This window comes from Bacillus sp. 22475 (assembly GCF_052044835.1).
GTDB lineage: Bacteria > Bacillota > Bacilli > Bacillales > Bacillaceae_G > Bacillus_A > Bacillus_A cereus.
In genome coordinates this window covers 37,204-64,105 of the sequence record NZ_JBQENW010000021.1, presented here as the reverse complement: position 1 = coordinate 64,105, position 26,902 = coordinate 37,204, and the positions used below count along the sequence as shown (strand labels likewise).

The following is a 26,902-nucleotide window of genomic DNA, read 5'->3' as shown; positions in this document are numbered from 1 at the left end:
AAATAACCACTTCTATATGATAATTAATATCGAATTAGAATTATTATAGTTAATTAAAAAATATATTTTATGAGCACACTATTTTTTGATGCTCAAAACCAACATTTAGGAGGAATTTTAATATGTTATTAATCGGCACAGAAGTAAAACCGTTTAAAGCTAATGCTTACCATAATGGAGAATTTATCCAAGTTACTGACGAAAGTTTAAAAGGAAAATGGAGTGTAGTTTGTTTCTACCCAGCTGACTTCACATTCGTTTGCCCAACTGAACTTGAAGACTTACAAAACCAATACGCAACTCTAAAAGACTTAGGCGTTGAAGTATACTCTGTATCTACAGACACTCACTTCACTCACAAAGCATGGCATGATAGCTCAGAAACTATCGGCAAAATCGAGTACATCATGATTGGTGACCCAACTCGCACAATCACTACAAACTTCAACGTTTTAATGGAAGAAGAAGGTCTTGCTGCTCGTGGTACATTCATCATCGATCCAGACGGCGTTATCCAATCTATGGAAATCAATGCTGACGGTATCGGCCGTGACGCAAGCATTCTTGTTAACAAAATTAAAGCTGCTCAATACGTACGTAACAACCCAGGTGAAGTTTGCCCAGCTAAATGGCAAGAGGGTTCTGCAACACTTAAACCAAGCCTTGACCTTGTAGGCAAAATCTAAGGAGTTCGATCAAAATGATACTAGATGCAGATATAAAAACACAACTATCCCAATACCTTCAATTAATGGAGAACGATATTTTACTTAAAGTAAGCGCAGGAGACGATAACGTATCTAAAGATATGTTAGCTCTAGTAGACGAATTAGCTACTATGTCATCTAAGATTACAGTAGAAAAAGTTGAATTAGAGAGAACACCAAGCTTTAGCGTAAACCGCCCTGGTGAAGACACTGGTGTCGTATTCGCTGGTATTCCATTAGGACACGAATTTACATCATTAGTGTTAGCTTTACTACAAGTAAGTGGACGCGCTCCAAAAGTTGAACAAAAATTAATCGATCAAATTAAAAACATTCAAGGCGAATATCATTTTGAATCTTATATCAGCCTAAGTTGTCATAACTGTCCTGATGTTGTACAAGCTCTTAACGTAATGAGCGTTCTTAACCCTGGTATTACACATACTATGATTGATGGCGCTGCATTCAAAGAGGAAGTAGAAAGCAAAGACATCATGGCAGTACCAACTGTTTACCTAAACGGCGAATCTTTCGGAAGCGGTCGTATGACACTTGAAGAAATTTTAGCTAAAATGGGTAACGGTCCAGATGCATCAGAGCTTTCTGATAAAGATCCATACGATGTTCTTGTTGTTGGTGGCGGCCCTGCTGGTGCAAGTGCAGCAATTTACGCAGCACGTAAAGGCATCCGCACTGGTATCGTTGCTGAGCGCTTCGGTGGTCAAGTAATGGATACTATGGGCATTGAGAACTTCATCAGCGTAAAAAAGACTGAAGGTCCTAAGCTAGTAGCAAGCCTTGAAGAACACGTAAAAGAATACGACATCGATGTAATGAATCTACAACGTGCGAAACGTTTAGAGAAAAAAGAACTTATTGAAGTGGAACTTGAAAACGGCGCTATTCTGAAAAGTAAGAGCGTAATCGTTTCTACAGGTGCTCGCTGGCGTAATGTTGGCGTACCAGGTGAAGCTGAGTTCAAAAATAAAGGTGTAGCATATTGCCCACACTGTGACGGTCCATTATTCACTGGAAAAGACGTAGCAGTTATCGGTGGAGGTAACTCTGGTATTGAAGCAGCTATCGACTTAGCAGGTATCGTTAAGCACGTAACTGTTCTTGAATTCATGCCAGAATTAAAAGCTGATGCTGTATTACAAGAGCGTCTTAACAGCTTACCAAACGTAACTGTTCTGAAAAACGTTCAAACGAAAGAAATCACTGGTACTGATAAAGTAAACGGTATTTCTTACATCGATCGTGAAACTGAAGAAGTTCATCACGTTGAGTTACAAGGTGTATTCGTACAAATCGGTCTTGTGCCAAACACAGACTGGTTAGGCGAAACAGTTGAACGCGTTCGCGGTGAAATCGTAACAGACAAGCACGGCGCTACAAACGTACCAGGAGTGTTTGCTGCAGGTGACTGTACAAATAATCCGTACAAACAAATCATCATCTCTATGGGTTCAGGTGCAAACGCAGCTTTAGGTGCATTTGATTACTTAATCCGTAACTAATAAAAAAGACGCGCTACCTATTGGTAGCGCGTCTTTTTTATTATATTTCATGTAAATAGTTATCAAGTTCCTTCCAACTCATTACTGTATAAGGTGTACCTACATTCAATACTACTTTTACATTTTCTGCTACTATTTGCATTCTCTTAGTTGGATTATCTCTTTTTCCTGAAGGATAAATAGCAAGTTTCATCATTTCTTGCTTTCCATCTTCATAAATCCTTTTCTTTAAACCAAATTGGTTAATTTGTTCCTTTGAAGGAACTTCTTTGCCTTCCCAGTCACATATTTCAAATAGAGGATACCTATCTCCGTGCCATTCCTCAATAATCTCAATGACTTTAAGAATAATACAACTCCCTGATACTAATTCATAACTAACAGCATCACCTGCTTTTAAAGAAGTATTAGCTATAAATCTTTTCGGCACTTTTTTAGCTTCTGGCTGCCGAGAATGTAATTGCTCTCTTAGTTTATTTAAAACTACTTCACGTTTCTTCTGTAATTTAGGTTCTTCTTCCCAACGGGCTAAATCTGCACCACTTTCTATTATTTGCAATGCCTCCTGCTTAACATTCTCTTGAAGTCTCCCTAACTTCCATTGTATGGAAGAAAATACCAACCAAAAAACAATAGTCTCTTCATCATCTAATTCATTCTTGTATTCCTCAATTACAATCCTACTTGCGTCCTCATTTGAATATTCATTTGCTAACAAATCCTTATACAGTAACTTAATATCTTCAGCAATATCGTCTGATAATAGTGCTACTCCCCAAGCACCCATACATTAACACTCCAATCTATACACTAAAAACCTCTCATTCCCATTCTTCTCATAAGCACCTGGCAATCTAACTTCTTGCTTCAACTCAAACGCAGTCTGATTTTCTAAGAAGAAAATATAGTCCTCAGAAGGATAATATAAAATAATATCCACTTCTCTCCCCGTTTCTTCTACTGAAAGCAAAATGTTATTTACTACATTCATAAACACTTGTACAGAAAATGGATTAAAGAAATAAAAACGGTTATCGCGTGGATCAACCTCATATTCCTGCGCTAAACAACATTGGAATTGAATTTTCCCCTTACTGTTTCGTGCCTTTCGTGCATAACGATCCCGATTATCCATCGCTTCTTTATAAAACTCTTCATTCATTTCAATTCCAACTGCTGAAGCACCACATTTATGATGCATATAAAAGTTTAATCGCCCTTTTCCACACCCAAAGTCTACAATTCGGTCGCTACTTCGTATTTCATATTGATTCAATAACTCATCTAACCCGCTATACGGCGTCGGTTCATAGCGGTGATAATGCATAGACTTGTTAAACCCTTTTTGCTCACCGACTGTTTTTATATGTAAAACTGCATCGTAATATTGTTCGTTCATTCGTTTTCTCCTATTAAAAAATGGTACTTATTATTATACACCATGTACTGGAGGGTCATTTTTCATCAAATTAATAGGTACGTGAAATTATATTAACGATTTTCTTAATATATCTATCGTAACTTCAAATATATCAACGATTTTCTCAATATATCTATCATAACTCAAAATATATCAACGGTTTTTCAAATATATCGATTTACTGACAATTCACGACAAAAAAACAGGAGCTCTCTAGCCCCTGTCTTCTAACACTTTCAATACAGTTTGTTTCAATATTTCTACCCCATCCATAATACAACTATGATCAAACCTCATATACGGATGGTGTAATCCAGGTTGTAGGTCTGCTCCTAGTCCAAGCATGACAGCTTTTAAATGTGGTCTTTTCACTGTATAGTAATGGAAATCATCGCTTCCTGTCGTATAGAGAGGCCCTGTGCATCTCTCTTCCCCATACACTTCGAGAATACCTTTACGCATAAAGCGCTCTGCTTCTTCGGAAACCTCCGCTCCTGGTGCAAGATCCATCCATTCGTATGAAGTTTTTGATCCCATCGATGCAGCTGATTCTATGACATGCTCAATCTTTTTCTTTAATTCTTCTAATAGTATATTACTCTCTGCTCTTACATCTAAACTAAAATGACCATTTCCCGGAATGATATTTAAATTATCGCCACCAGCTTGACATCTCGTCATTTTTACTGAATAAGAACTTTGCGGTGGCAGCCAAATATTTTTCAAACCGATATTAATCATGGAAATGACATCAATTGCATTCACACCTTGGTGTGGCCTTGCCCCGTGTGCATCCTCCCCATGAATCATACCCTCTAAAAATCCTGCTGCTCCATGGCGAATAGATGGGGCTGCTTGTTTCAAAGATAGTTCTTCAATCGGTCTTAGATGGACACCAAATAAGAAATCAGCATCATCTACAGCACCTTTCTCCACCATCTTCAAAGCACCATTACCCTTCTCTTCTGCCGGCTGAAAAATAAATCTAACCGTACCACTTTTCCATCTCATATTTTTCAATTGTAAAATAAGTCCCATTACAATAGTCATATGAGCATCATGACCACATGAATGGTTCGCTTTAAATTCTCCATCTACTTCTTGCCAAAGTGCATCCATATCAGCACGAATCGCAATAACTGGATTCCCGCCTTCAATCTCAGCAATTACACCTGGACAATCATCAAATGTTCTATATGAAATTCCTTCTTCTTTTAAAAAGTCAGTAATATACGCTGTCGTTTCATATTCTTTCCAACTTACTTCAGGGTTTTCGTGTAAATGCTGAAAAATCTCCGTTAAGCGCTCTTGTAGTTCTAATGTTTTCAACGTTCCAGTCTCCTTCCCACATTACAAACGATTCGGGTTAATTATACTTATGAAAAACAGATGTTTTTATGAACATATTGAATTTTAAGAAAAAAGTCAATTGTTTATTTTTAAATACTTAAAAAGCTTACTCCTCACCTATATTACAAACTAAACAAACAACTAGAACATTCCTTATTTTCTGTTTTTTATGTTGACGCTTACATAAACTTTTAGTTATCATAACCTAATAAACGTCTATTTTACGACAATTCTAAAAATACAAACAAACATACGTAACAAGGAGGAACTTTATGAAAAAAGAAATACCTTTTGGAATAGCGATTATCCCTATTATCATTACCGTTGCAGTTATGATGGTTACAATTGTTGTATTAAAACAAAGCCCTCACGTTCCACTTATTATCGGTACAACCGTTGCTTCTATTGTCGCTTGGCGTTACGGTTACAAATGGAATGATCTTGAAGAAGCAATGTATAAAGGGATTCGTCTTGCATTACCCGCTATCGTCATTATTATTCTTGTCGGCTTAACAATTGGTGCTTGGATTGGCGGTGGAATCGTCGCAACGATGATTTATTACGGTTTAAAACTTTTAACTCCATCACTATTTTTAGTTTCCATTACCGTCATTTGTTCTATCGTTGCATTAGCAATTGGTAGCTCTTGGTCCACAATGGGAACAATTGGTGTTGCTGGAATGGGAATTGGCCTAAGTATGGGAATCCCAGCTCCAATGGTTGCTGGTGCCATTATTTCAGGCTCTTATTTTGGCGATAAAATGTCACCGCTTTCAGATACAACTAACTTAGCCGCAGGATTAACAAATACAGATTTATTCGCACACATTCGTCATATGTTATTTACTACAGTTCCAGGTTTAATTATTACTCTTATCGTCTACGCTCTCTTAGGAAGAAGCTTCGGCGCTAACAATATTGATGCGAAAAGCATCGATCAAACGTTACAAGTATTGCAACAAAACTTTGTTATCTCACCTTTACTACTCATTATACCCGTAGTCGTTATGGTATTGGTCGCTAAAAAAGTCCCTGCTATACCAGCGATTCTCGTCGGTATTATTTTAGGCTTCTTATCACAAGTCTTTATTCAAGGTGGTTCTGTCTCAGCATCTGTCGGTGCACTCCAAGCTGGATTTGTTATAGACACTGGAAACAAGCTAGTAGACGAACTATTTAACCGCGGTGGCTTAGATTCGATGATGAATACAGTCTCTATGACAATTGTCGCTATGACTTTCGGAGGAGTATTAGAACATACAGGTATTCTTCGCTCAATTGTAAATCAAATTTTAAAGTTAGCGACATCAGCAAAAGGGCTTATCGCTTCTACTATCGCATCTTGTTTTGCAACAAACCTTACTTGCTCTGAACAATATATTTCAATTGTTGTCCCTTCAAGAATGTACGCAAATGCCTACACTGAAAAAGGACTACATTCAAAAAACTTATCCAGAGCATTAGAAGATGGCGGAACATTAACTTCTGTCTTCGTTCCTTGGAATACGTGCGGTGTATTTATTCTCGCTACACTTGGCGTAGGTGCATTTGAATATGCCCCTTATGCTATTTTGAATTTCATCGTACCTATTATCTCAATCATTTATGGTATAACAGGCTTCACAATTGTAAAACTATCAGACATTGAAAAAGCAGAACTGCTAAAGAAACAAAAAGCTCAACTAGAAGCTTAAAAATAGCGGTAAATTCAGTTCATATAGTGCGCGAGGTCGCCCTTGTTGATAGGGCATTTCCTCGCCGCAAATATGAGCATACCCGTAATCAACTAATTTCTTTAACAACCTTTCTGTCGATCTTCGAGTCACTTGTAAGTACTCAGAAAGATCAGCTGCTGTAAACTTCAATGACGGATGCGATTGACTAAATTGAATGATTTTTGACAAGTTGGCCGGACTAAGCTTCGTTTCCTTCGCTATTTTCATTAGTTCCGGATTATCATTTTTCAAACTTTGTACTCTCTGTTCTTTCGGGAACGGACCAAACAAATCTTTATCACTTGTTAGTATATAAAAACAACGATCTATTGGATTATTCTTTGCAAAACTTTGAGCAATTTTTGCATTTTGCTCCGCTTCTTTCACGGTTTTCCCATAACCAAATCCAATAGCTATCGTTCCTTCTACGCTCGCAAACAAGTTATCTATCGCATTTGTTTTAATAATTGATTCGATATCACCACGAGTTGTATACAAAATGCATGTCATTTCATCCACTTGTTTAAATGAACCACGTAGTTCTTTTGAAATGACATCTAGTTTTTCAAGCAAACTCGTTCTTAATTCTAAAGAAGAAATAATACAAGCACCAACAGTAGCTGAATAGCTTTTTGCTAACTCAGCTTTTATTTTCGCATCTTTTAGCCCATGTATAATCGACTGTGTTGGATCAATCATACGCTCTGAAGGAACACCTATTTTTTGAAGCTCATCGTAAACAGCGTGAATACTAGTTAAAGCTAAATGAGCCTCTCCAGATTGATATTTAGCTACATGAAAATCAATAACTCTATTTATCTCATCTTTACTCCACAGCATATTTTCATAATCTAACACTTGCGGACTTTCTTTTATACCGATATCATGGAACACATTTGTAATAAACGAGCGGTCTACTAAATCGATGGAAATGTTATGTGGTTGAATACTTTGATGATACATGATAGAAAGAATTGAAGATGCGACAGTTGTCTCGTCTTGCTGTAAGTATGTACTTGGAATTCGTAATTGTTCTCTTATTTCTTTTGCCATATAATAAGGTAAAGCACCTGAGAAAAAGATGACATCACAAGGCTTTAGACACTTTAATAGTTCAGAAGATTCCGCCGGATGAAGGTAAATATATGGATCAATTTCTATTCCCTCTAATTTTTGAGCAATAGGAAAAAGGTTCTCCATAAACTCCTTTGAACCGACAACTGCAATTTTTATCATCATTTTCTCTAACTCCTTATCATTAATTAACGACTATTTAACGTCAACTATATCAAATGTATAAAACTATTGTAAACAGGAAGGGGTTTCTATTCAATGAAAATTACAGCTATTCATCTTTACGCAATTCGTTTACCGCTTCGCAATCCGTTTGTTATTAGTTATGGTTCTTATTCTGATATGCCCTCTATTATCGTCAAAATGGAAACAGATGAAGGTATTATCGGTTACGGTGAAGGCGTTGCTGATGATCACGTCACAGGTGAATCATGGGAAAGTACTTTCCATACTTTAAAACATACGCTAACCCCTGCTCTAATCGGGCAAAATCCAATGAATATCGAAAAAATACACGACATGATGGACAATACAATTTACGGTGTTCCAACAGCGAAAGCCGCAATTGATATTGCTTGTTTTGATATAATGGGCAAAAAACTAAATCAACCTGTATATCAATTAATTGGCGGGCGCTACCATGAAGAATTCCCTGTCACTCACGTTTTAAGTATTGCCGATCCAGAAAACATGGCTGAAGAAGCTGCTTCTATGATTCAAAAAGGTTACCGATCTTTCAAAATGAAAGTTGGTACAAATGTAAAAGAAGATGTAAAACGTATTGAAGCTGTACGAGAACGTGTAGGAAATGACATCGCTATTCGCGTTGATGTAAACCAAGGCTGGAAAAATAGCGCAAACACATTAACAGCACTACGTTCATTAGGACATTTAAACATTGACTGGATTGAACAACCTGTTATCGCGGACGATATTGATGCCATGGCTCATATTCGTTCTAAAACAGACCTTCCGCTTATGATTGATGAAGGATTAAAAAGTTCTCGTGAAATGCGCCAAATTATTAAATTAGAAGCTGCTGATAAAGTGAATATAAAACTAATGAAATGCGGCGGCATATATCCAGCTGTAAAGCTCGCTCATCAAGCAGAAATGGCAGGCATTGAATGCCAAGTGGGATCAATGGTCGAATCATCTGTTGCCTCTTCCGCAGGATTCCATGTCGCTTTCTCAAAGAAAATCATTACGAGCGTAGAGCTAACAGGGCCATTAAAATTCACAAAAGACATCGGAAACTTACATTACGACGTACCATTCATTCGCTTAAACGAAAAGCCTGGACTCGGCATTGAAATAAACGAAGATACATTACAAGAACTCACCGTCTTTCAGGACATTGTACGCTAAAGGAGGACTATCATATGACGGTTCTATACGAAGGAACATTAAAACAAAATAACGAATCATTTCACGTTACATTACTATCACTAGAGCATATCGAACAAATTTTATCACTACAAAACATTGTAGTTGAAGCACTAGAAGATAAAAGTCGTTTACAACCACTCTCACAAGAAGAATTTCAATACATTCTAAAAGGAAACGGCATGATGATCGGTGCTTTTATCGAAAACGAACTCATCGCATTTCGCGCTCTACTCGTCCCTCCTATCGATGATGAACATTTAGGGCTTGATATTGGTCTATCAGAAAGTGAACTACACCGCGTCATCTATCAAGAAATCTCAAACGTTCATCCGAACTGTCGAGGAAATGGGATGCAAAAAATATTAGCAAACGTCATCATGGACGAATTACAAAAAGAAGATAGCAAATATGATTATGTATGCTGCACCGTTGCTCCTTTTAACATTCCGAGCTTGAAGGATAAGTTTGCGCAAGGGATGGAGATTGCTGCGCTGAAGGAGAAGTATGGTGGTAGTCTGCGGTATGTTTTTGTGAAGAAATTGCGCGGAGATAAAGAAAGAGATTGGACGGATATTCAAAGTATTCTAATGAGTGATGCTAGTGGACAGCAGGCTTTGCTTTCGGAAGGGTATCGTGGGTATGAGATGGAGAAAGTGGATGGGGATTTTTTTGTGAAGTTTGGACAATAATCTATGTACTCGAAAAGAGGAGATGTCCCTTGTGACATCTCCTCTTTTCGATTTGTTGAACAATCCTGTAGTAAATGAAATTATATCAACGATTTTTCGAATATATCTATCATAACTTACAATATATCAACGATTTTTAAAATATATCTATCAAAACTCACAATATATCCACGATTCGACAAGAAATATCGATTTACCGACAAAAATCGAAATCCCTTCCTAAACCGTCATCTTCCAACTAGATAAAGCTAACCAGTTCTCCATTTCCTTATAATCAGGCATTATCTTCCCGACAAGACGCCAAAAAGAGCGATCATGATTTAAATGAACCATATGACACATTTCATGAACGACTACATAGTCAATTACTCGCTGTGGTGCCATTGCTAGCTTCCAATTGAATGTTAGTTGTAAATTCGAATCGCAAGTACCCCAAGTACGACTACTATCTGTAATACGAATAGAACGTGGTTTTGTCTTAAAGTTACTTTGATGCACTTTAATGCTCTTCTCTACTAAAGTTTTACACTGCTTATAATAAAATCGTTTTAAAGCTTGCTGTATTTTCTCATCCTTAAGCTCTTTCACATAAATATGTAACTTATCCCCTTCAAAAATCGCATTGTCTTGCTCAATGCTTACATCTTGGGAAATCTGTATCGGATACGTATTCCCTAAATACAAAAAGCCTTCTCCTTGATCGTAATCCTTTTCCTGTGGTCCACGCGCTCGCTCCGCCATTTCCTTACGTGTTGTCTGAATCCAATCCCACTTTTCCTCTAGCAACTGGAATAAGTATTCAACAGGTGTCCCTTTCGGAGCCTGCACTTCCACATTTCCATACGAATCCACAAAAAGACGCACGGACTTTTTCTTCTTATAAGTTATATGAAAATTAATTGTCTCACCTAAATATGTATGTACCATTTCATCACCTAGCATAGTATTTTTACAAATAAAAAAGAGTAGGATACGAACGTCCTACTCTACCTATTATATCATTTACTGCTTTAACGAACTCATTATCCTCTATACTTTACACCTAATCCCTTAATGAAATTCCTTGCGTATCTATCGCCGCACTCTTTGTAATTTTTATGACCTTTTTTTCTTAATAGAGCGCCTAACTCTCCTTTTGTTACCGTAACGCCTACGCTATCTAATATATCAAGTACATCCTCACTCGTTAAAGATAGTGCGATTTTCATTTTCTTTAGAAGAAGGTTATTAGCACTCTCTTTACTTTGTACAGGTGCCGGTTGTCCTGGTTTCGGATCTTGCTTCCCTCTTTTTAAAGTAATAAATCCATTGAAAAATGCCTCTAACATCATCATATCGCATGTTAATACGTACTCATCTTCAGCTACCTCATCATTTTCAGCTTCATGCTGAGGAGCCCTCTTTATTTTTGTAAGCATATCAATTACGTCTTCTTTCGTTACTTCCATCCCGCCAAGTTTAAAGATTTCTACCATATCTATGTCTTTTATATCTAAAGCGTATCTTACTCTTTTTAATATATCGTTGTTACTCATTGCCATTGTTTTGCCTCCTGAAATGTTGATTATTTATTCAGCAGTTAAAGTTTATCCTATAACGTGCTTTAAATTATCATGTTTAATCTAACCTTTTAGTTATTGTCCACTAAATTAATACTTTAACATTTTAAAGATATGTTTTATAGTCTTACTCGAACTTTTCTCTATCATTGTATCTACAGAGCTCTTACGTGTTTTTTATATGCCTTTAAAAAGATTTCTCTATTAACATTAACTAAAAGAAAAGAACAGTGCTTTGATTTCTCAAATACACTGTTCTTTTCCAGCTCTACGCTTATTTTCAACTCACTCATGTCATACACTACATATGAAATGATTTAACTGCTTAAAAGTTAAACCGTCTCACTATCCTGAGCCACACCAACACTATCCTCAAACCTATCCAACAAAGCACGCACCTCATCAGTAGATTTCGTACTCATCAATTGATTTCTCAATTCAGCAGCTCCAGGGAAGCCTTTTACATAAATTTTGAAGAAGCGATGAAGTCCTGTGATTGAGCGTGGCAGTACTTCTGCATATTGATCTTGAAGATCAAGTTGTAGTCTTAAAAGATCTAGATGCTCTTTACTGCTATGCTCTCTTGGCTCTTTTTCAAAAGCAAATGGGTTTTTGAAGATGCCTCGTCCGATCATTACGCCATCAATGCCGTATTTTTCAGCAAGTTCCAGTCCCATTTTACGATCAAGGATGTCTCCATTGATTGTTATTAACGTATTTGGTGCGATACGGTCACGTAATTTTTTAATTTCCGGAATTAGTTCCCAGTGCGCATCTACTTGGCTCATTTCTTCTCTTGTGCGTAAATGAATAGAAAGGTTTGCAATATCTTGTTTGAAAATGTGCGTTAACCAATCTTCCCACTCGCTTAACTCTTTAAAGCCAAGTCTTGTTTTTACACTGACAGGTAGTCCGCCCGCTTTTGCTGCTTGGATAAGTTCTGCTGCAACATCTGGACGTAGAATAAGGCCACTACCTTTCCCTCTTGATGCTACATTCGGTACTGGGCAACCCATATTAATATCGATGCCTTTAAATCCTAGTTCTGCCATACCAATACTCATTTGACGGAAGTATTCTGGATTGTCTCCCCAAATATGTGCTACCATCGGTTGTTCGTCTTCTGTAAAAATTAAACGGCCACGTACACTTTTCATACCTTCTGGATGACAATAGCTATCCGAGTTTGTAAACTCTGTGAAGAATACGTCCGGACGACCAGCTTCACTTACTACGTGACGGAAAACAACGTCTGTCACATCTTCCATTGGTGCAAGTACGAAAAATGGTCGTGGTAATTCACGCCAAAAATTATCTATCATTTTAAATTCAAATCCTCTCACTATGAATACAATTTCAAAATCTCAATTTATAATTTGTGAAAATCAGCAATATTTATTTTAACTAAAATTGCTTATGAATGGTATTTTTGTAAACCAAAAAGCAGATGGTATAGATTTCCCTATATCAACTGCTTTCCTATTATACCAACTTAAGCCAAGCCACACACTCCACATGAGTCGTATGCGGGAACATATCAACAGGTTGTACTTCCTGTGTTTTATATCCACCTTCTTCTAGTACTTTTAAATCACGTGCTAATGTTGCTGGGTTACACGATACGTATACGACGCGTTTTGGTTTCATGTCGATGATTGTGTTTAGTAATGCTTCATCACAGCCTTTACGCGGTGGATCTACGACCATTGTGTCAGCAATTACGCCTTCTTTATACCATTTTGGAATGACTACTTCTGCTTCTCCTACACCAAATTCAGCGTTTGTCATGTTGTTTAGTGCTGCATTTCGGTTTGCGTCTTCAATTGCTTCTGGGACGATTTCAACGCCGTACACTTTTTTCGCTTTTTGCGCTAGGAACAACGAGATTGATCCGATTCCGCAATAGGCATCGATTACGGTTTCGTTACCATTTAATTTTGCGTATTCTAACGTTTTATCGTATAGCACTTTCGTTTGCTCTGGGTTTACTTGATAGAATGAACGTGCTGAAATCGCAAATTTAATGTCACCGATAAAGTCATAAATGTATTCTGACCCGTACAGTACTGTCGTTTTGTCTCCGAAAATTACATTCGTACGCTTCGTATTTACGTTTTGAACAATTGATTTTACTTCTGGGAATTTCGCTGCAATTTCTTCAATGATTGCTTTTTTGTTCGGCAATTCTGCTGTACGCGTAATGAAGACAAGCATAATTTCCCCTGTTACTTGTCCGTAACGAGCCATTACGTGACGAAGTGTTCCTTTGTTACGCTCTTCGTTGTACGCAGTGATACCGTGCTTTTCACAAATACGTTTTACTTCTTGAATTAATGTATCGTTTTCTTCTGCCTGAATTAAGCATGATTCCATATTAATGATGTCATGCGTTCCTTGGCGATAAAAACCAGCTACAAGTCCGCCTTCACGTTCTCCGATTGGTACTTGTGCTTTATTACGGTATACCCACGGATTCTTCATGCCAAGTACAGGATGAACAGGAACATCACCTAGTCCTCCGATACGCTGCATAACGTCACGTACTTGTTTTTCTTTCGCTTGTAATTGTCCTTCATAAGTTAAGTGCTGAAGCTGACAACCGCCGCACTGATTATATACTGGGCATTCAGCATCTTTACGATATGGACTTTCTTTATGAAGCTTCATTAAACGACCAAATGCAAAGTTTTTCTTCACTTTAATAATTTTAATTTGCGCTTCTTCACCTGGTAATCCGTTTTTAACGAAAATAGGATAGCCCTTTACTTTCGCAACACCGGCACCATCATGTGTTAAATCTTCAAATACTACATCTATAAACTCGTTTTTCTCAACTGGTGGCGTCATTTTAGTACTCATTTTCCGACCTCTCTTTTTCATAACACTGCGTTACATTTTATCATACTTATATGGTCTTTTTCTATTGGAAGAAAAAAAGCTATTGACGATACTTCTCTGTTAATGTTACGCTACTACTAATTTAATACGGACGATGTTACCTCATATATACTTGATAATATGGATCGAGAGTTTCTACCCGGCAACCTTAAATTGCTGGACTATGGGGAAAACTAATGAATATTAGCCTATGCGCAAAAAAGGACTCATATTGATTAGCTTTCTCTCATAGATGAAAGTGAATCCATATGGGTCTTTTTTTATTTTTATTTTTCTAAAAGGTCAGACATCTTACGTATGACATAAAACCTCGTTCTTTTATTTTTAGTAATATAACGAGCGTTTTATGTACAAACTTTATACGAACTTCTGAAAGGGGCAACTACATGCAATATGTAATGAGCATTATCGGTATTCTTGCCGTGTTAGGTTTATGTTTTGCTTTGTCAAACAACAAAAGTAAAATCAACTTCCGCGCAATTGCAATTATGATTGGTTTCCAAATTTTAATCGGTTGGTTTATGTTTGCTACAAAGGTTGGTCAACAAATCATTATTTTCATTAGTAAAGTTTTCAACAAACTAATTAAACTTGGTACGACAGGTGTCGATTTTCTCTTTAATGGAATTCACAGAGATTTTGTCTTTTTCTTAAACGTATTATTAATTATCGTATTTTTCTCAGCACTACTTTCAATCTTTAGTTATTTAGGTGTTTTACCATTCATCGTTCGTGTTGTCGGCGGTGCAATTTCAAAAATTACTGGTTTGCCACGCGTTGAGTCATTCCACGCAGTAAACTCTGTATTCTTCGGTTCAAGTGAAGCGTTAATCGTTATTAAAAACGATTTACAGCATTTCAATAAAAACCGTATGTTTATCATTTGTTGTTCTGCTATGAGCTCCGTTTCTGCTTCTGTTACAGCATCATACGTAATGATGTTAGATGCAAAATACGTGCTAGCAGCTCTTCCGCTAAATTTATTCTCAAGCTTAATCGTTTGTTCGTTATTAACACCAGTTGATACGAAAAAAGAAGATGAAGTGATTCAGAAATTTGATAGAACTCTATTCGGAGACAGCTTTATCGGCGCAATGATTAACGGTGCGCTTGATGGTTTAAAAGTCGCTGGTATCGTTGCCGCATTAATGATCGCCTTTATCGGTGTGATGGAAGTTGTAAACTACGTAATTAGTGCAGCTTCAGGCGCAATGGGACATGCTGTTACTTTACAACAAATCTTCGGTTACGTACTTTCTCCATTCGCATTCTTAATGGGTATTCCAACTCAAGATATTATCCCAGCTGGTGGTATTATGGGTACGAAGATTGTTTTAAATGAGTTTGTAGCAATCCTTGATTTAAAAGACACAGCTACAACATTAGCTCCACGTACAGTTGGAATCGTTACAGTATTCTTAATTAGCTTCGCAAGTATTAGCCAAATTGGTGCAATCGTTGGTACAATCCGTGCCCTTTCTGAAAAACAAGGAAGCGTTGTTTCTAAATTTGGTTGGAAAATGCTATTTGCATCAACACTTGCTTCTATTTTATCTGCGACAATCGCTGGACTGTTTATTTAATAAAAAATCACCTTACTTTAACGAGTAAGGTGATTTTTTTGATTCTTTATGAAATCGAGTGAAATTCAACTGCTTCTTCTGTATTGATAATCCTATCTTTATATATACCTTTTATTGAAATGTAAATGATAGATTTGTTTATGTTTTTTAACTTTCCTAATGAAAAATGATAAAGTAATCCATCGCTTTTTAAAGTCCACATCTTCCCACTCCATGGACCAGTAGCTTTTTGTTCATCCGACGCCTTTATTTCACCTTCATATTCGCATTCTCCTAAAGGAGTTTTAATTGTATTCTTCTCTGTATCAATTCGAATATTTTTAATTAGCTTCAAATTTTCATCAGAGAGAATTTGAATTTCATGATCTTTCTGTTTAAAAAAGAGTTTTCCGTCTTTTGTATTTACATATTCTGCATTATTCATTTTATCTATCATAAAATCATATTCTTCTTTTGTAATACCTAAGTTTTGATGATAAGGAAACGTTTTTTTCGGTATAATTTCTTCTTCGGCATACTTCAAATACCAATCTAAATTATTTGTAATACTATCGCTCATTTTATTTCCTATTTTCTCTAATTTCTCTTTTATCTCATAAGGAAATTCTAGTGTCATAATATCCGCCGTCACTTCCGCATTCATAAGATGCAATGGAATATACTCTTCCACACTATTCGCTTTACTCACTTCACTTTGGCAACCAACTATAAATAGCGATATGAAAAAGATATATATTATTTTTTTATATTTCATTTCTATTCTCCACTCCATACATTATTCTTACTTAGTTTTATAGCGGTTTTTATTATAGTATAAAATCTTTATATTTTAATAAAATCCATATCTGTATGCAAAATTGCATATCAATAAGTCTTCTTCTTACTTTAAAATTAGCTTAAATTACTTTCCAAATTATACAAATAACAAGTTTAAAATGTTATAATTTTCAAAAAATCATTGGAGGATATTATGAAAGCCCACGCAATTTTCGATTTCTTACATTTACTAGTCTTAACGCTGAAAAGCTATTATGTATGGGGAATGCCTATCTATGTCTTCATTATTCCTCTTATCTTTGTAGTCGGTTATATTATTATTAATTCTAATAAAAAACAAAAAAATACATCTATTCAAAGTCACTAATCTATTACCTTAATAGCCTCCTAAAAATCATATTCCCCTCATTTTCTTCAAATGATATGATGAACAAGGGTATATCCCCACCACTCTTATAGCGGTGGGGATTTTAATGTCAATATGCAACATACTACACAATAGAAGGTGATTTTCATGAGAAAATACGCAGCAATTGCTTTATGTACGTCTGCCATTCTAGCAGGCTGTAATACTAACAATGTAAGTCCAGAACCTAAAAAAGAGAAAACGGCTCAAGGGATTAAGAAACAAGAAGAGACTGTGCAAAAACAAGGTAAAATCTCATATAATGCAGTTACACACGAATCTACAAACACAAGTATTCATATTACAGACATAAAAGATTCTTTAAATGAAGTACAATATAAAATTTGGCGCACAGCTGATGGCAAGGAAAGTGCTAAATCTTTTTCTTCTAAAGAAAAAGAGAAACAATTCACACTTCCTTTTGATATAAAGGAATTTGAAGGAAAACGCGGTGAGTTCCAAATTGAAGCAACAGGAATGAAAGAAGATGGGAAAACAATCCCGCTTACGAAATCTACTATTACTTTCGAACAAAAGGTTCCTGTTCTTATGTATCACGCAATTGATGATTATCATGGTCAAGGTATTAAAGACTTATTCGTATCACCAGCTAACTTTGAAGCACAAATGAAACATTTAAAGGACAATGGTTATACGCTGTTAACGTTTGAACGCTGGGGCGATATAAATAAAGTAAATAAGCCTATTTTTGTTACATTTGATGACGGTATGAAAAATAATATGAATGCATTTCGCGTTTTACAAAAGCTAAAAGATGATACTTTTAAACCGGCAGCAACAGAATATATGATTGTTGATAACGTTGATGTAGAAGGTGCATTGTCTACTTCTGAAATAAAAGAAATGGTTGATTCCGGCATTTTCTCCGTGCAATCTCATACTGCCACACATGCAGACTTGCCGAAAATTACAAACTATGAGGAAGAGTTAAAAGGTTCAAAAGAAAAGCTAGAAAAAATAACAGGTAAGCCTGTTATCGCAATTGCTTATCCATTCGGTCATGTAGATGATAAGGTTGTTGCAGAAACGAAGAAGTATTATCAATTTGCGACGACAACAAAACCTGGACAATTCATTACGAAGGGTGAACCTGATGAATTGTTAAAGATGAAGCGCGTTCGTATACACCATACAACGACTGTAGAGCAGTTTGCTTCTTCAATTAAGTAAATGTAAGAGCTCAATACATTTTGAGCTCTCTTTTCACTTTATATTTATATATATTTTTAGAATTTTCTTGTATTATATATAGTAAGAAATCTTTCAAATTAAAGGAGATTATACATATGTCATTTGAACAAACGTTAGAGAAATATGCAGCTCTTGCAGTTAATGTTGGTGTTAATATTCAACCAGGACAAACTTTATCAATTAGCGCACCTCTTGAAGCTGTACAATTTGTACGCCTCGTTACAGAGAAAGCATATAAATCTGGTGCAAAACACGTATATGTGGATTGGAATGATGAGACGTTAACACGCTTAAAGTTCGATCTAGCTCCTGAAGAAGCTTTCTCTGAATTTCCTTCTTGGAAAGCACATGCTCGTGAAGAATTAGCAAAAGAAGGCGCTGCATTTATGTCTATCTATGCAGAAAACCCTGATTTATTAAAAGGTGTAGAACCATCGCGTATCGCAACAGCTCATAAAGTAGCTGGTGAAGCGATGAAAGTATACCGTGATTACGTACAAGCCGATAAAGTAAGCTGGTGTGTAATTTCTGTTCCTACGAAAGAATGGGCTGCGAAAGTATTCCCTGACGTAGCGCCAGAAGAACAAGAAGCAAAGTTATGGGATGCTATTTTCAAAGCTACTCGTGCTGATTTAGAAAATCCTGTAGAAGCATGGAAAGAACATGATGAAACATTACATACAAAAGTGGATTACTTAAACGAAAAGCATTATAAAGCTCTTCACTATACAGGTCCTGGAACAGATTTAACAATCGAACTTCCAGAAAAACATGTATGGGCTGGCGCTGGTAGCTTAAATGAAAAAAACGTACCATTTATGGCTAATATTCCAACTGAAGAAGTATTTACAATGCCACTTAAAACAGGTGTAAACGGCCAAGTTTCTAGTACAAAACCGTTAGTATTTGCAGGTAATATTATCGATAATTTCACGTTAACATTTGAAAACGGACGTATCGTAGACTACAAAGCTGAAGCTGGTGAAGAAGCTTTAAAACATTTAGTAGAAACAGATGAAGGTTCTCACTTCTTAGGAGAAGTAGCTTTAGTACCTCATGACTCACCAATTTCAAACACAAATGTTTTATTCTACAATACACTATTTGACGAAAATGCATCTTGCCACCTTGCAATCGGAAATGCTTATGCATTTAACTTAGTTGGCGGAAAAACAATGTCTAAAGAAGAACTTGCTGAAAACGGCGCAAACGCTAGTATCACACACAACGACTTCATGATTGGATCAGCTGAGCTTGATATTGACGGTATTACAGCTGATGGCAGACATGAGCCTATCTTCCGTAAAGGTAACTGGGCGTTTTAATAAAGTGAAATTTTAATTAGCCCTCACCAATTAGGCTTTTCCGGGCAGCCAGATCCCCCACCTAACTTCTTTGCTTTCGCTGAATTTTGAGGTGAGGGTCTTACTGCCCGGAAAATAGCGGGATAAAAGTAAAAGGCTATCTTCCACACAGGAAGATAGCCTTTTATGATGCTGATGATACTTTAAGCCCAATTACTCCTAATACGATAAAGAGAATACAAAATGCTTGAAATAAACTAATATGCTCTTTAAAAAAGTACACACTAATGATTGTAATAAGTAATGTTCCAACGCCAGACCAAATAGCATAAGCAATACTTAAATGGATCTTTTTCACAACGATAGCAAACACGCTGAAACAAATTCCATAAAATACGAAAATAAGTACACTTGGAACGAGCTTTGTTAAACCATTTGATAGTTTCATTGCGATTGTTCCAGCTACTTCAAAAATAATTGTAACAAGTAATAATAGCCAATATACCATACTAGAATCTCCTTCTCTGTTACCTTATAGAGATTCTAGTATACTACTTATAGTCCTAATGAAATATATTTAATTTCTAAATATTCCTCGATGCCGAAATGGCCTCCTTCACGGCCGATACCACTTTCTTTAAATCCACCAAATGGTGCTTGTGCAACTGATGGAAGACCGTCGTTTAGACCGATAATACCGTACTCTAACGCTTCACTAATTTGGAATGCTTGGCTAATGTCTTTCGTGAAAATATACGCAGCTAAACCGTATGGTGTATTATTTGCACGTTCGATTACTTCATCAACTGTTTTAAATTTCGCAACGGGTGCCACTGGACCAAATGTTTCTTCATTCATACAAAGCATCGTATCATTTGCCAACCCAATTACAGTCGGTTGAATGAAATGTCCCTCTAACTCTGCGACCTTTTGACCACCATATAAAACTGTTCCACCTTTTTGAATAGCATCTTCAATATGTTCTTGTACTTTTGAAACTGCATTCTCATCAATAAGTGGTCCAACAGTCGTTCCGTCACCGAAACCGTCTCCTACTTTCAACTGCCTTACTGCCTTTTGGAACTTCTCTACAAATACTTCGTATACTTTTTCTTGAACGAATACTCGGTTTGTACATATACACGTTTGTCCTGCGTTACGGAATTTCGAACCAATCACCGCTTCTACTGCTTTATCTAAATCTGCATCATTCATTACGATAAACGGAGCGTGACCACCTAACTCAAGCGAAACTTTTTTCATCGTTTGTGCAGCACTAGCCATTAACTCTTTCCCGATTTCTGTTGACCCTGTAAAGGACACTTTTCGAACGCGACCATCTTCCATCCACGTATCAGCAATTGCTTTTGCACTACCTGTTACGATATTAATTACACCCTTTGGAATATCCGCTTCATGAGCTAATTCAGCTAATTTCAATGCAGTTAATGGCGTTTGACTTGCCGGTTTCACAACGGCTGTACAGCCTGCTGCAAGCGCTGGGGCTACCTTTCTCGTAATCATCGCTGCCGGGAAGTTCCAAGGTGTAATAGCTGCCATAACGCCAACTGGTTGCTTCATAACTAAAATGCGCTTATTCGGATGAGAAGCAGGAATCATTTCACCATATACACGTTTCCCCTCTTCTGCATACCATTCAACAAAACTATTTGCATAATTTACTTCACCAAGCGCTTCTGCAAATGGCTTTCCTTGTTCCTTCGTCATAATCGCTGCGATCTCTTCTTTATTTTTATCAATAAGCGTGAACCATTTTTTTAACTTCATGGCACGATCTGCTGCTGTTAACTTAGACCACGTTTTAAAAGCTTCATGTGCAGCATCAACAGCTTGCTTTGCCTCTGTTACTCCGCCTTTTGGTACAGTTGCAAATATTTCCTTCGTCGCAGGATTATTTACTTCAATTTGTTCTTGTAGTGTAATCCACTCACCATTTATATACATCGCCTTTTTATCTATACTTACGAAAGTCGCCTTTTTATCCAATGTTTTCTTCCTCCTCTATGAACTTCTTAATTTTCCTAGTAGCAGCAGATTGACTAATTTGCAAAAACTCAGCCACTTTATAACTTGATCCATACGTTTTATACGCTTTAAGAATTATATTTCTCTCTACCTCTTCCAGCATTTTATAAAGGCTTTGCCCCGATTGTTCAACTGCAGCCTCTTGCATAGAGAGTGGCAAATCCTCTACCGTTACAACATCATCAACAGTAATAACAATTCTCTCAATTACATTCTCTATTTCTCTATTGTTCCCTTCCCACGAATATCCAACAAACATTTGTAACGTACTCGGCGCTAGTTTCACATCACGTCCGTACTTTTTATTAAAGTGCTGCAAGTAATGATAAATAAGCGGCAAAATATCTTCTGTTCTTTCCCTAAGCGGGGGAATTCCAATTGGAATGACATTCAAACGATAGTATAAATCTTTCCGAAATGTTCCTTGTTTCACCATCTCGCTTAAATCTCTATTTGTTGCCGCCACAATTCGAACATCCACTTTTTTTAATTCTCTTCCGCCTATAGGACGAAATGTTTTTTCTTGCAATACTTGCAAAAGCTTCGCTTGAATTTCAAGCGGCATTTCACCGATTTCATCTAAAAAAAGAGTTCCTTTATGCGCGGATTCTAATAGTCCCTTTTTCCCTTCACGATTCGCACCTGTAAAAGATCCACCTGAATATCCAAAAAGCTCCGATTCAATTAAATTAGTTGGCAATGCCGCACAATTAATTTCATAGAAACTTTCATTCTTCCGATGACTCACTTCATGTAAATGGCGTACTAATCGACTTTTTCCTACTCCAGTCTCGCCTAAAACGAGAACAGTACTATCCACTACAGATACTTTTTTGATTGTATCGACTATTTTTTGCATAGCTAGACTTTTAAAAATAAGTCCTTCATGCTCATATGTTTCTCTTAATTCTTTTTTATATGTTTTTAGCTGATTATCCATTTCCTCTACCTTTTGACGTAATTGATAGAGTTCAGTAAGGTCGCGAGAATAACTAATCACTCTTCTTAAATTTCCCTCATCATCAAAAACAGGCCTTGTACGAACGTGTAAATACTCTCCTGATTTTGTAGTTTGAACGAGTTCAATTGGCCTCTTTTTTTCAATCACTTCTAATGTCGCTGATGGATAAAAGATTCCATCCTTTTGTAGTTCTTTTACATGCTTACCAACTAACTCTTCTGCAGCTAGTTGGTAGTGCCTTTCACATGTACTATTTACACGCACAACGATCCCTTGCTCATCTGTAACAAAAATTTCGTCAAACGCATATTCAAATACATCTTTTAAATCCATTAACACTCGTTCCTTTTCTGCAACCATCCTAGCCACCCCTACCTTCAAATCCATCGATCCACTTCACTACCTTTATTATAAAGTGAATTTTCTGCATTTAATATAGAGTCAGCTAGAATGTTTGCTATTTATACTTCAGTTTTTAAACTCGAGCGATGTTTGTTTGCTCATAACAAGCTTGCAATGATTCTTCAATTATTGTTAAACCTTCTTCAAGTTGCTCATCTGTAATAATTAAAGGCATTAACACACGGATAACATTTCCATATGTCCCTGCTGATAATAACAGTAACCCACGCTTATTTGCTTCTGCACATAAATTAGCCGTTAACGTTTTGTCAGGTGCTTTCGTCTTACAATCTTGAACGACCTCAAATGCACACATTGCACCTAACCCACGCACATCGCCGATGCAATGATATTTATTTTTCATCTCTTCGAATCGGTTCATTACGACTTTTCCTAATTCTATCGCTCTATCATTTAATTTCTCATTTTCTATTACATCGAGAACAGCTAATGCAGCCGCACATCCTAGTGGACTTCCTGCATACGTTCCACCAAGTTCACCTGGTGCAGACTCATTCATAATTTCTTTACGTCCAATGACACCACTTATCGGTACACCAGCACCTAACGATTTAGATACTGTAATTAAATCTGGAACGACATCATAGTGATCAATTGCAAAATATTTTCCTGTACGACTAAAGCCTGTTTGTATTTCATCCGCTACAAATAAGATGCCGTTCTCTGAACAAATGCGGCGTACTTCTTGAACAAATTTCTTACTTGGGACGATAAATCCACCTTCCCCTTGAACGGGTTCCATTACAACAGCTGCGATTGTTTCTGGTGCTACTTCCGATATGAAGAAGTTCTTAAACTCTTCAATAATAAAATCATCATACTGCTCTTCCGTTAATCCCTCTGGGCGACGGTATTCGTATGGAAATGGCGCTTTATATACTTCTGGAGCAAAGGGACCAAACCCAAATTTATATGGCTTCACTTTACTTGTCATCGTCATTGTCATTAATGTACGCCCGTGGAAACCTTTAGAAAATGCGATAATACCAGGTCTCTTCGTATATTTACGAGCGATCTTCACCGCGTTCTCAACTGCTTCTGCACCACTATTTAAAAATAGGACTTGCTTATCGAAACTTCCCGGTGCCAATGCCGCAAGCTTTTCCGCTAATTCAATATATGGCTCATACATCATGACATTAAATCCAGTATGAATGTATTGATCGACTTGTTTATGGAGCGCTTCTTTAACCGTTGGATGACAATGCCCTACGTTAATTGTCCCGATTGCTCCTGCAAAATCAATGTACTGATTGCCATCAACATCTGTTACAAGAGCACCATTTGCAGATTGTACAAACGTTGGGATGCCGTTACTTACTCCTTTTGGTACTATATTTTGACGGCGTTCTAATAAAGATGCCGCTTTCGGTCCTGGAATTTGTTCATTTACTTTAGCAAATTTTTTTGTGTTCATTGCGTACCCCATCCTTTTCTTTACATTGTTTTCTCTTCTTATTGCAAAATATATGCCAACTTTCTTTTCTAGCATTTATCCTATATTCTTTGTATCCAGGCATAAAAAATAAGTCTATAAAGACTCATTAAGAGTCTTTATAGACTTATTTTCTTTACACATTAGACTTTTCTTTCTCCCAGAAAAACTCACCCGATTGAGAAATAAACTCCCCAACAGAATCTAACACTAAATCAGCAAGTGGTTCTAATGTTGGACGATCCCCCGTACCAGAAAGGACTCCAATTGCATAGCAATCACCGCCATTTTTAGCTAAATGTAAATCAGTTGGCGTATCTCCAACAACCGCAACCTCACATGATTCTAAATTAAATTTCTCACAAAACACTTCTATAATCTTTTTATCTGGTTTTTGCGCAGGGAATGTATCCGAGGCTATAATATAATCAAAAAAGTTCTCCAACTTATATTGTTTTAAAAATAATTCTGTTGGTGCGAAATCATCCGCCGTGACTACCCCTAATATAAATCCTTTATCTTTTAATGCCTGTAACACTTTCGGTAAATCCGCTGTCATTTTCATATGCGAACGATGCTCATACATAAGGGAAAATAACTTCTCACTTACCCACTGATGCATCTCTTCTTCTCTAGCAGACTCAATATAATTACAAAGCCCCTTCGCTACATCAAGGCTTGTTCCAGCAGCTATTGCACTCCTTGGATTAACAAATGCTCCCTCTACACCAATCTCTTCTAATAAGGTCTGCCGCATTGTACTTGGTAAATGATATAAACTTATACATTCAGCTACAAGTTCTTCAGCTACTTTTATCCATATTGAATGAAAATCCATTAATGTCCCATCTTTATCAAATAGTATTGCTTTTACCTTCTCCATAGCATCCTACCTCTCGTTTCTTATCTCCTCCAGTGTACCAATAAAATATGGATGTAAAATAAAAGAATTGTAAAAATACCATAAAAATCAAACTAACTCCCAATTTACAATTCATTTTAACAAAGTAAAAAAGGATGCCTTTACAGGGCATCCTCTTGATGTTCAGGAACAAATAGTTCTAAACAATGATATATATTTTCGAATTCCATCGGTGCATCTCCACCATACTCACCATCTAAATTAATCATTAGTTTATCTGGTGAATGTACTTTAATTCGGTTCGCTTGTGTATATAACACTTTGGGATTATTAATATGTTCACCACGTTGTGCTTGTGTTGCTGCTTTAATTAAATCAGCGATAGAACCTTTTTTCAGTACTAATAGGTCAAATAACCCATCGTTAATAGATGCATACGGTGCTACCTTTTCAAATCCACCTACTGAACGAGTATTCGTAATTAAAAACATCGTAATTTCTTCTTGTAGTAACTTTCCATCATACTCAATTTCAACATATGTCGGATGCAATGATGGTAACATCTCGATACCTTTTAGGTAATAAGCAAGCTGTCCTAATACTGTCTTTAACTTACTCGGTACTTCGTATGTTAATTCTGTAATACGACCGCCACCAGCGATGTTAATAAAATATGTATCGTTCGCTCTACCAAGGTCTAATGGCACTGTTTTTCCTTCGCAAATAATATCTGCTGCCTCTTCAATAGAACGAGGTACACCAATCGCACGTGCAAAGTCATTTGTCGTTCCAACTGGAATAATTCCAAATTTCGGATGGAATTCATGCCCAACTAAACCGTTTACTACTTCATTTAATGTACCGTCGCCACCAGCGGCAATAACAACATCAAACTTACGATCCGCAGCTTGCCTCGCCGCCACAGTAGCGTCTCCAGGACCCGTTGTCGCATGACAAGATGTCTCATAGCCAGCTTGTTCTAATTTTTGTAATACTTCTGGTAAGCTCTTCTTAAATAGCTCACGCCCAGAAGTAGGATTATAAATAATTCTTGCTCGCTTCATCATTTATTAGCACAGGAAATTTCTTTATGTATCGAAAAAGAACATACTGAACTTCTATTCAGTATTCCCATGCCTACCTCCTCTCATCTTCCTATCCTTCTTTTATCCCGCTCAAACAGGCAGTAAGAACCCGATTCGTGTAGTCCATCAAAAGTAAATATTCATTTCAATGTTTTTTTTATTTGACCAAAAAATTTATCCCGCTATTTGCGGGCAGTAAATGCCCGATTGGTGTGGGCTAATAATCAGCTTTGGATGAACCTCCTACTGATTAAAGTTTCACTTTATTTCTATCCATTCTTCCATAAAAATTTACATATAACAAATAATAACTATCTATTATTTCATGAGATGAAAAAAACCTCTATGTTTAGATTTATCATTATTCCCACCTTTTTGCAACTATCATACCATAGTTGCTATACAAACATTTTTCCACTTTTGACAGTTAATCAAACGTTTGTTTAAACGATTTTGTCTCATTTAAACAAACGTTTGATTAACCTAG

24 protein-coding genes and 1 riboswitch are annotated in these 26,902 nt (G+C 36.7%); of the genes, 9 read left to right on the top strand and 15 right to left on the bottom strand.

The annotated features are described in order from the left end of the window. Nucleotides 1–122: 122 nt before the first annotated feature. Nucleotides 123–686 carry an alkyl hydroperoxide reductase subunit C gene (gene ahpC, locus ACTJJY_RS24160; RefSeq protein WP_000924420.1) on the top strand — a complete coding sequence of 188 codons (564 nt, stop codon included), beginning with the start codon at nucleotides 123–125 and terminating at the stop codon, nucleotides 684–686. 14 nt (nucleotides 687–700) lie between these two features. Beyond that, nucleotides 701–2,227 (top strand): alkyl hydroperoxide reductase subunit F, encoded by a 1,527-nt coding sequence (ahpF, locus tag ACTJJY_RS24155; RefSeq protein ID WP_000599501.1) that lies wholly within the window; start codon nucleotides 701–703, stop codon nucleotides 2,225–2,227. Nucleotides 2,228–2,267: 40 nt separating this feature from the next. On the opposite strand, the gene ACTJJY_RS24150 is transcribed toward ahpF, so the two are convergent. The 3 genes from ACTJJY_RS24150 to ACTJJY_RS24140 all read right to left on the bottom strand — a co-directional run bounded on the left by ACTJJY_RS24150 (nucleotide 2,268) and on the right by ACTJJY_RS24140 (nucleotide 4,976). Then, nucleotides 2,268–3,014: a hypothetical protein gene (locus tag ACTJJY_RS24150; protein WP_000501509.1), complete on the bottom strand. Its 747-nt coding sequence runs from the start codon at nucleotides 3,012–3,014 to the stop codon at nucleotides 2,268–2,270. A 3-nt stretch (nucleotides 3,015–3,017) separates the two neighbouring features. Beyond that, on the bottom strand, nucleotides 3,018–3,626 hold the full coding sequence (locus ACTJJY_RS24145; RefSeq protein WP_440606744.1) for an SAM-dependent methyltransferase: 609 nt from the start codon (nucleotides 3,624–3,626) through the stop codon (nucleotides 3,018–3,020). A 234-nt stretch (nucleotides 3,627–3,860) separates the two neighbouring features. Then, nucleotides 3,861–4,976, bottom strand: a complete 1,116-nt coding sequence (locus tag ACTJJY_RS24140) for a M20 peptidase aminoacylase family protein (RefSeq protein ID WP_440606743.1) — start codon at nucleotides 4,974–4,976, stop codon at nucleotides 3,861–3,863. A gap of 293 nt (nucleotides 4,977–5,269) precedes the next feature. Here ACTJJY_RS24140 and nhaC point away from each other — a divergent pair, with 293 nt between their 5' ends. After that, nucleotides 5,270–6,691 carry a Na+/H+ antiporter NhaC gene (nhaC, locus tag ACTJJY_RS24135; protein WP_440606742.1) on the top strand — a complete coding sequence of 474 codons (1,422 nt, stop codon included), beginning with the start codon at nucleotides 5,270–5,272 and terminating at the stop codon, nucleotides 6,689–6,691. Here nhaC and ACTJJY_RS24130 read toward each other — a convergent pair. Further along, the gene (locus ACTJJY_RS24130) at nucleotides 6,680–7,951 is read right to left on the bottom strand and encodes a hypothetical protein (protein ID WP_000972811.1); all 1,272 of its coding nucleotides are present in this window, start codon (nucleotides 7,949–7,951) and stop codon (nucleotides 6,680–6,682) included. The genes nhaC and ACTJJY_RS24130 overlap by 12 nt on opposite strands. 93 nt (nucleotides 7,952–8,044) lie before the next feature. Between ACTJJY_RS24130 and ACTJJY_RS24125 the strand changes: the two genes are divergently transcribed. Together ACTJJY_RS24125 and ACTJJY_RS24120 are read left to right on the top strand one after the other, a co-directional pair. Further along, nucleotides 8,045–9,154: a mandelate racemase/muconate lactonizing enzyme family protein gene (locus tag ACTJJY_RS24125; protein WP_440606741.1), complete on the top strand. Its 1,110-nt coding sequence runs from the start codon at nucleotides 8,045–8,047 to the stop codon at nucleotides 9,152–9,154. 14 nt (nucleotides 9,155–9,168) lie between these two features. Then, the gene (locus ACTJJY_RS24120) at nucleotides 9,169–9,864 is read left to right on the top strand and encodes a GNAT family N-acetyltransferase (RefSeq protein WP_440606740.1); all 696 of its coding nucleotides are present in this window, start codon (nucleotides 9,169–9,171) and stop codon (nucleotides 9,862–9,864) included. A 219-nt stretch (nucleotides 9,865–10,083) separates the two neighbouring features. Here the strand turns inward: ACTJJY_RS24120 and ACTJJY_RS24115 are convergent, their stop codons facing one another. The 4 genes from ACTJJY_RS24115 to rlmD form a co-directional block, all read right to left on the bottom strand. Beyond that, entirely contained in the window at nucleotides 10,084–10,791 is a 708-nt protein-coding gene (locus ACTJJY_RS24115) for a M48 family metallopeptidase (RefSeq protein ID WP_440606739.1), read from the bottom strand. 95 nt (nucleotides 10,792–10,886) lie between these two features. Continuing rightward, nucleotides 10,887–11,405: a DUF1456 family protein gene (locus tag ACTJJY_RS24110; RefSeq protein WP_440606738.1), complete on the bottom strand. Its 519-nt coding sequence runs from the start codon at nucleotides 11,403–11,405 to the stop codon at nucleotides 10,887–10,889. 350 nt (nucleotides 11,406–11,755) lie between these two features. Continuing rightward, a complete protein-coding gene (locus ACTJJY_RS24105) occupies nucleotides 11,756–12,745 on the bottom strand; it encodes a tRNA dihydrouridine synthase (protein WP_016083712.1) in 990 nt (329 codons plus the stop codon). Nucleotides 12,746–12,905: 160 nt separating this feature from the next. Next, nucleotides 12,906–14,282 carry a 23S rRNA (uracil(1939)-C(5))-methyltransferase RlmD gene (rlmD, locus tag ACTJJY_RS24100; protein ID WP_440606737.1) on the bottom strand — a complete coding sequence of 459 codons (1,377 nt, stop codon included), beginning with the start codon at nucleotides 14,280–14,282 and terminating at the stop codon, nucleotides 12,906–12,908. Nucleotides 14,283–14,403: 121 nt separating this feature from the next. Further along, nucleotides 14,404–14,505: riboswitch (purine riboswitch) on the top strand. Between the two features lie 202 nt (nucleotides 14,506–14,707). Between rlmD and ACTJJY_RS24095 the strand changes: the two genes are divergently transcribed. Then, nucleotides 14,708–15,904 (top strand): NupC/NupG family nucleoside CNT transporter, encoded by a 1,197-nt coding sequence (locus tag ACTJJY_RS24095; protein ID WP_001200494.1) that lies wholly within the window; start codon nucleotides 14,708–14,710, stop codon nucleotides 15,902–15,904. Between the two features lie 46 nt (nucleotides 15,905–15,950). Here the strand turns inward: ACTJJY_RS24095 and ACTJJY_RS24090 are convergent, their stop codons facing one another. Further along, nucleotides 15,951–16,658, bottom strand: a complete 708-nt coding sequence (locus ACTJJY_RS24090; RefSeq protein ID WP_440606736.1) for a hypothetical protein — start codon at nucleotides 16,656–16,658, stop codon at nucleotides 15,951–15,953. 216 nt (nucleotides 16,659–16,874) lie between these two features. Between ACTJJY_RS24090 and ACTJJY_RS24085 the strand changes: the two genes are divergently transcribed. From ACTJJY_RS24085 to ACTJJY_RS24075, 3 genes are all read left to right on the top strand, one after another. Further along, nucleotides 16,875–17,048 (top strand): hypothetical protein, encoded by a 174-nt coding sequence (locus ACTJJY_RS24085; protein ID WP_000643592.1) that lies wholly within the window; start codon nucleotides 16,875–16,877, stop codon nucleotides 17,046–17,048. A 147-nt stretch (nucleotides 17,049–17,195) separates the two neighbouring features. Further along, a complete protein-coding gene (locus tag ACTJJY_RS24080) occupies nucleotides 17,196–18,278 on the top strand; it encodes a polysaccharide deacetylase family protein (RefSeq protein WP_089170317.1) in 1,083 nt (360 codons plus the stop codon). Nucleotides 18,279–18,394: 116 nt separating this feature from the next. Continuing rightward, the gene (locus tag ACTJJY_RS24075) at nucleotides 18,395–19,624 is read left to right on the top strand and encodes an aminopeptidase (RefSeq protein WP_440606735.1); all 1,230 of its coding nucleotides are present in this window, start codon (nucleotides 18,395–18,397) and stop codon (nucleotides 19,622–19,624) included. A gap of 163 nt (nucleotides 19,625–19,787) precedes the next feature. Here the strand turns inward: ACTJJY_RS24075 and ACTJJY_RS24070 are convergent, their stop codons facing one another. From ACTJJY_RS24070 to ACTJJY_RS24045, 6 genes are all read right to left on the bottom strand, one after another. Beyond that, nucleotides 19,788–20,111: a DMT family transporter gene (locus ACTJJY_RS24070; RefSeq protein WP_000263262.1), complete on the bottom strand. Its 324-nt coding sequence runs from the start codon at nucleotides 20,109–20,111 to the stop codon at nucleotides 19,788–19,790. A gap of 47 nt (nucleotides 20,112–20,158) precedes the next feature. Further along, nucleotides 20,159–21,610, bottom strand: a complete 1,452-nt coding sequence (gabD, locus tag ACTJJY_RS24065) for an NADP-dependent succinate-semialdehyde dehydrogenase (RefSeq protein ID WP_440606734.1) — start codon at nucleotides 21,608–21,610, stop codon at nucleotides 20,159–20,161. After that, complete coding sequence (locus tag ACTJJY_RS24060) at nucleotides 21,603–22,970, bottom strand: sigma-54 interaction domain-containing protein (protein ID WP_440606733.1); 1,368 nt, start codon at nucleotides 22,968–22,970, stop codon at nucleotides 21,603–21,605. Before ACTJJY_RS24060 ends, gabD begins: the two co-directional genes overlap by 8 nt. Nucleotides 22,971–23,085: 115 nt before the next feature. Next, on the bottom strand, nucleotides 23,086–24,450 hold the full coding sequence (gene gabT / locus ACTJJY_RS24055) for a 4-aminobutyrate--2-oxoglutarate transaminase (RefSeq protein ID WP_179958927.1): 1,365 nt from the start codon (nucleotides 24,448–24,450) through the stop codon (nucleotides 23,086–23,088). A gap of 154 nt (nucleotides 24,451–24,604) precedes the next feature. Beyond that, on the bottom strand, nucleotides 24,605–25,351 hold the full coding sequence (locus tag ACTJJY_RS24050; RefSeq protein WP_440606732.1) for an HAD family hydrolase: 747 nt from the start codon (nucleotides 25,349–25,351) through the stop codon (nucleotides 24,605–24,607). Between the two features lie 140 nt (nucleotides 25,352–25,491). Continuing rightward, nucleotides 25,492–26,397, bottom strand: a complete 906-nt coding sequence (locus ACTJJY_RS24045; protein WP_016078570.1) for a diacylglycerol kinase — start codon at nucleotides 26,395–26,397, stop codon at nucleotides 25,492–25,494. Nucleotides 26,398–26,902 lie beyond the last annotated feature (505 nt).

What these genes read in the sequence shown, in the direction of transcription:
- ACTJJY_RS24070 (WP_000263262.1), bottom strand. Translation starts at nt 20,111, where the DNA reads ATGGTATATTGGCTATTATTACTTGTTACAATTATTTTTGAAGTAGCT.
- ACTJJY_RS24105 (WP_016083712.1), bottom strand. Translation starts at nt 12,745, where the DNA reads ATGATAGATAATTTTTGGCGTGAATTACCACGACCATTTTTCGTACTT.
- ACTJJY_RS24085 (WP_000643592.1), top strand. Translation starts at nt 16,875, where the DNA reads ATGAAAGCCCACGCAATTTTCGATTTCTTACATTTACTAGTCTTAACG.
- ACTJJY_RS24075 (WP_440606735.1), top strand. Translation starts at nt 18,395, where the DNA reads ATGTCATTTGAACAAACGTTAGAGAAATATGCAGCTCTTGCAGTTAAT.
- gabT (WP_179958927.1), bottom strand. Translation starts at nt 24,450, where the DNA reads ATGAACACAAAAAAATTTGCTAAAGTAAATGAACAAATTCCAGGACCG.
- ACTJJY_RS24045 (WP_016078570.1), bottom strand. Translation starts at nt 26,397, where the DNA reads ATGATGAAGCGAGCAAGAATTATTTATAATCCTACTTCTGGGCGTGAG.
- ACTJJY_RS24125 (WP_440606741.1), top strand. Translation starts at nt 8,045, where the DNA reads ATGAAAATTACAGCTATTCATCTTTACGCAATTCGTTTACCGCTTCGC.
- ACTJJY_RS24115 (WP_440606739.1), bottom strand. Translation starts at nt 10,791, where the DNA reads ATGGTACATACATATTTAGGTGAGACAATTAATTTTCATATAACTTAT.
- nhaC (WP_440606742.1), top strand. Translation starts at nt 5,270, where the DNA reads ATGAAAAAAGAAATACCTTTTGGAATAGCGATTATCCCTATTATCATT.
- ACTJJY_RS24080 (WP_089170317.1), top strand. Translation starts at nt 17,196, where the DNA reads ATGAGAAAATACGCAGCAATTGCTTTATGTACGTCTGCCATTCTAGCA.
- ahpF (WP_000599501.1), top strand. Translation starts at nt 701, where the DNA reads ATGATACTAGATGCAGATATAAAAACACAACTATCCCAATACCTTCAA.
- ACTJJY_RS24120 (WP_440606740.1), top strand. Translation starts at nt 9,169, where the DNA reads ATGACGGTTCTATACGAAGGAACATTAAAACAAAATAACGAATCATTT.
- rlmD (WP_440606737.1), bottom strand. Translation starts at nt 14,282, where the DNA reads ATGAGTACTAAAATGACGCCACCAGTTGAGAAAAACGAGTTTATAGAT.
- ACTJJY_RS24090 (WP_440606736.1), bottom strand. Translation starts at nt 16,658, where the DNA reads ATGAAATATAAAAAAATAATATATATCTTTTTCATATCGCTATTTATA.
- ACTJJY_RS24095 (WP_001200494.1), top strand. Translation starts at nt 14,708, where the DNA reads ATGCAATATGTAATGAGCATTATCGGTATTCTTGCCGTGTTAGGTTTA.
- ACTJJY_RS24130 (WP_000972811.1), bottom strand. Translation starts at nt 7,951, where the DNA reads ATGATGATAAAAATTGCAGTTGTCGGTTCAAAGGAGTTTATGGAGAAC.
- ACTJJY_RS24150 (WP_000501509.1), bottom strand. Translation starts at nt 3,014, where the DNA reads ATGGGTGCTTGGGGAGTAGCACTATTATCAGACGATATTGCTGAAGAT.
- ahpC (WP_000924420.1), top strand. Translation starts at nt 123, where the DNA reads ATGTTATTAATCGGCACAGAAGTAAAACCGTTTAAAGCTAATGCTTAC.
- ACTJJY_RS24060 (WP_440606733.1), bottom strand. Translation starts at nt 22,970, where the DNA reads ATGGTTGCAGAAAAGGAACGAGTGTTAATGGATTTAAAAGATGTATTT.
- ACTJJY_RS24050 (WP_440606732.1), bottom strand. Translation starts at nt 25,351, where the DNA reads ATGGAGAAGGTAAAAGCAATACTATTTGATAAAGATGGGACATTAATG.
- ACTJJY_RS24145 (WP_440606744.1), bottom strand. Translation starts at nt 3,626, where the DNA reads ATGAACGAACAATATTACGATGCAGTTTTACATATAAAAACAGTCGGT.
- ACTJJY_RS24110 (WP_440606738.1), bottom strand. Translation starts at nt 11,405, where the DNA reads ATGGCAATGAGTAACAACGATATATTAAAAAGAGTAAGATACGCTTTA.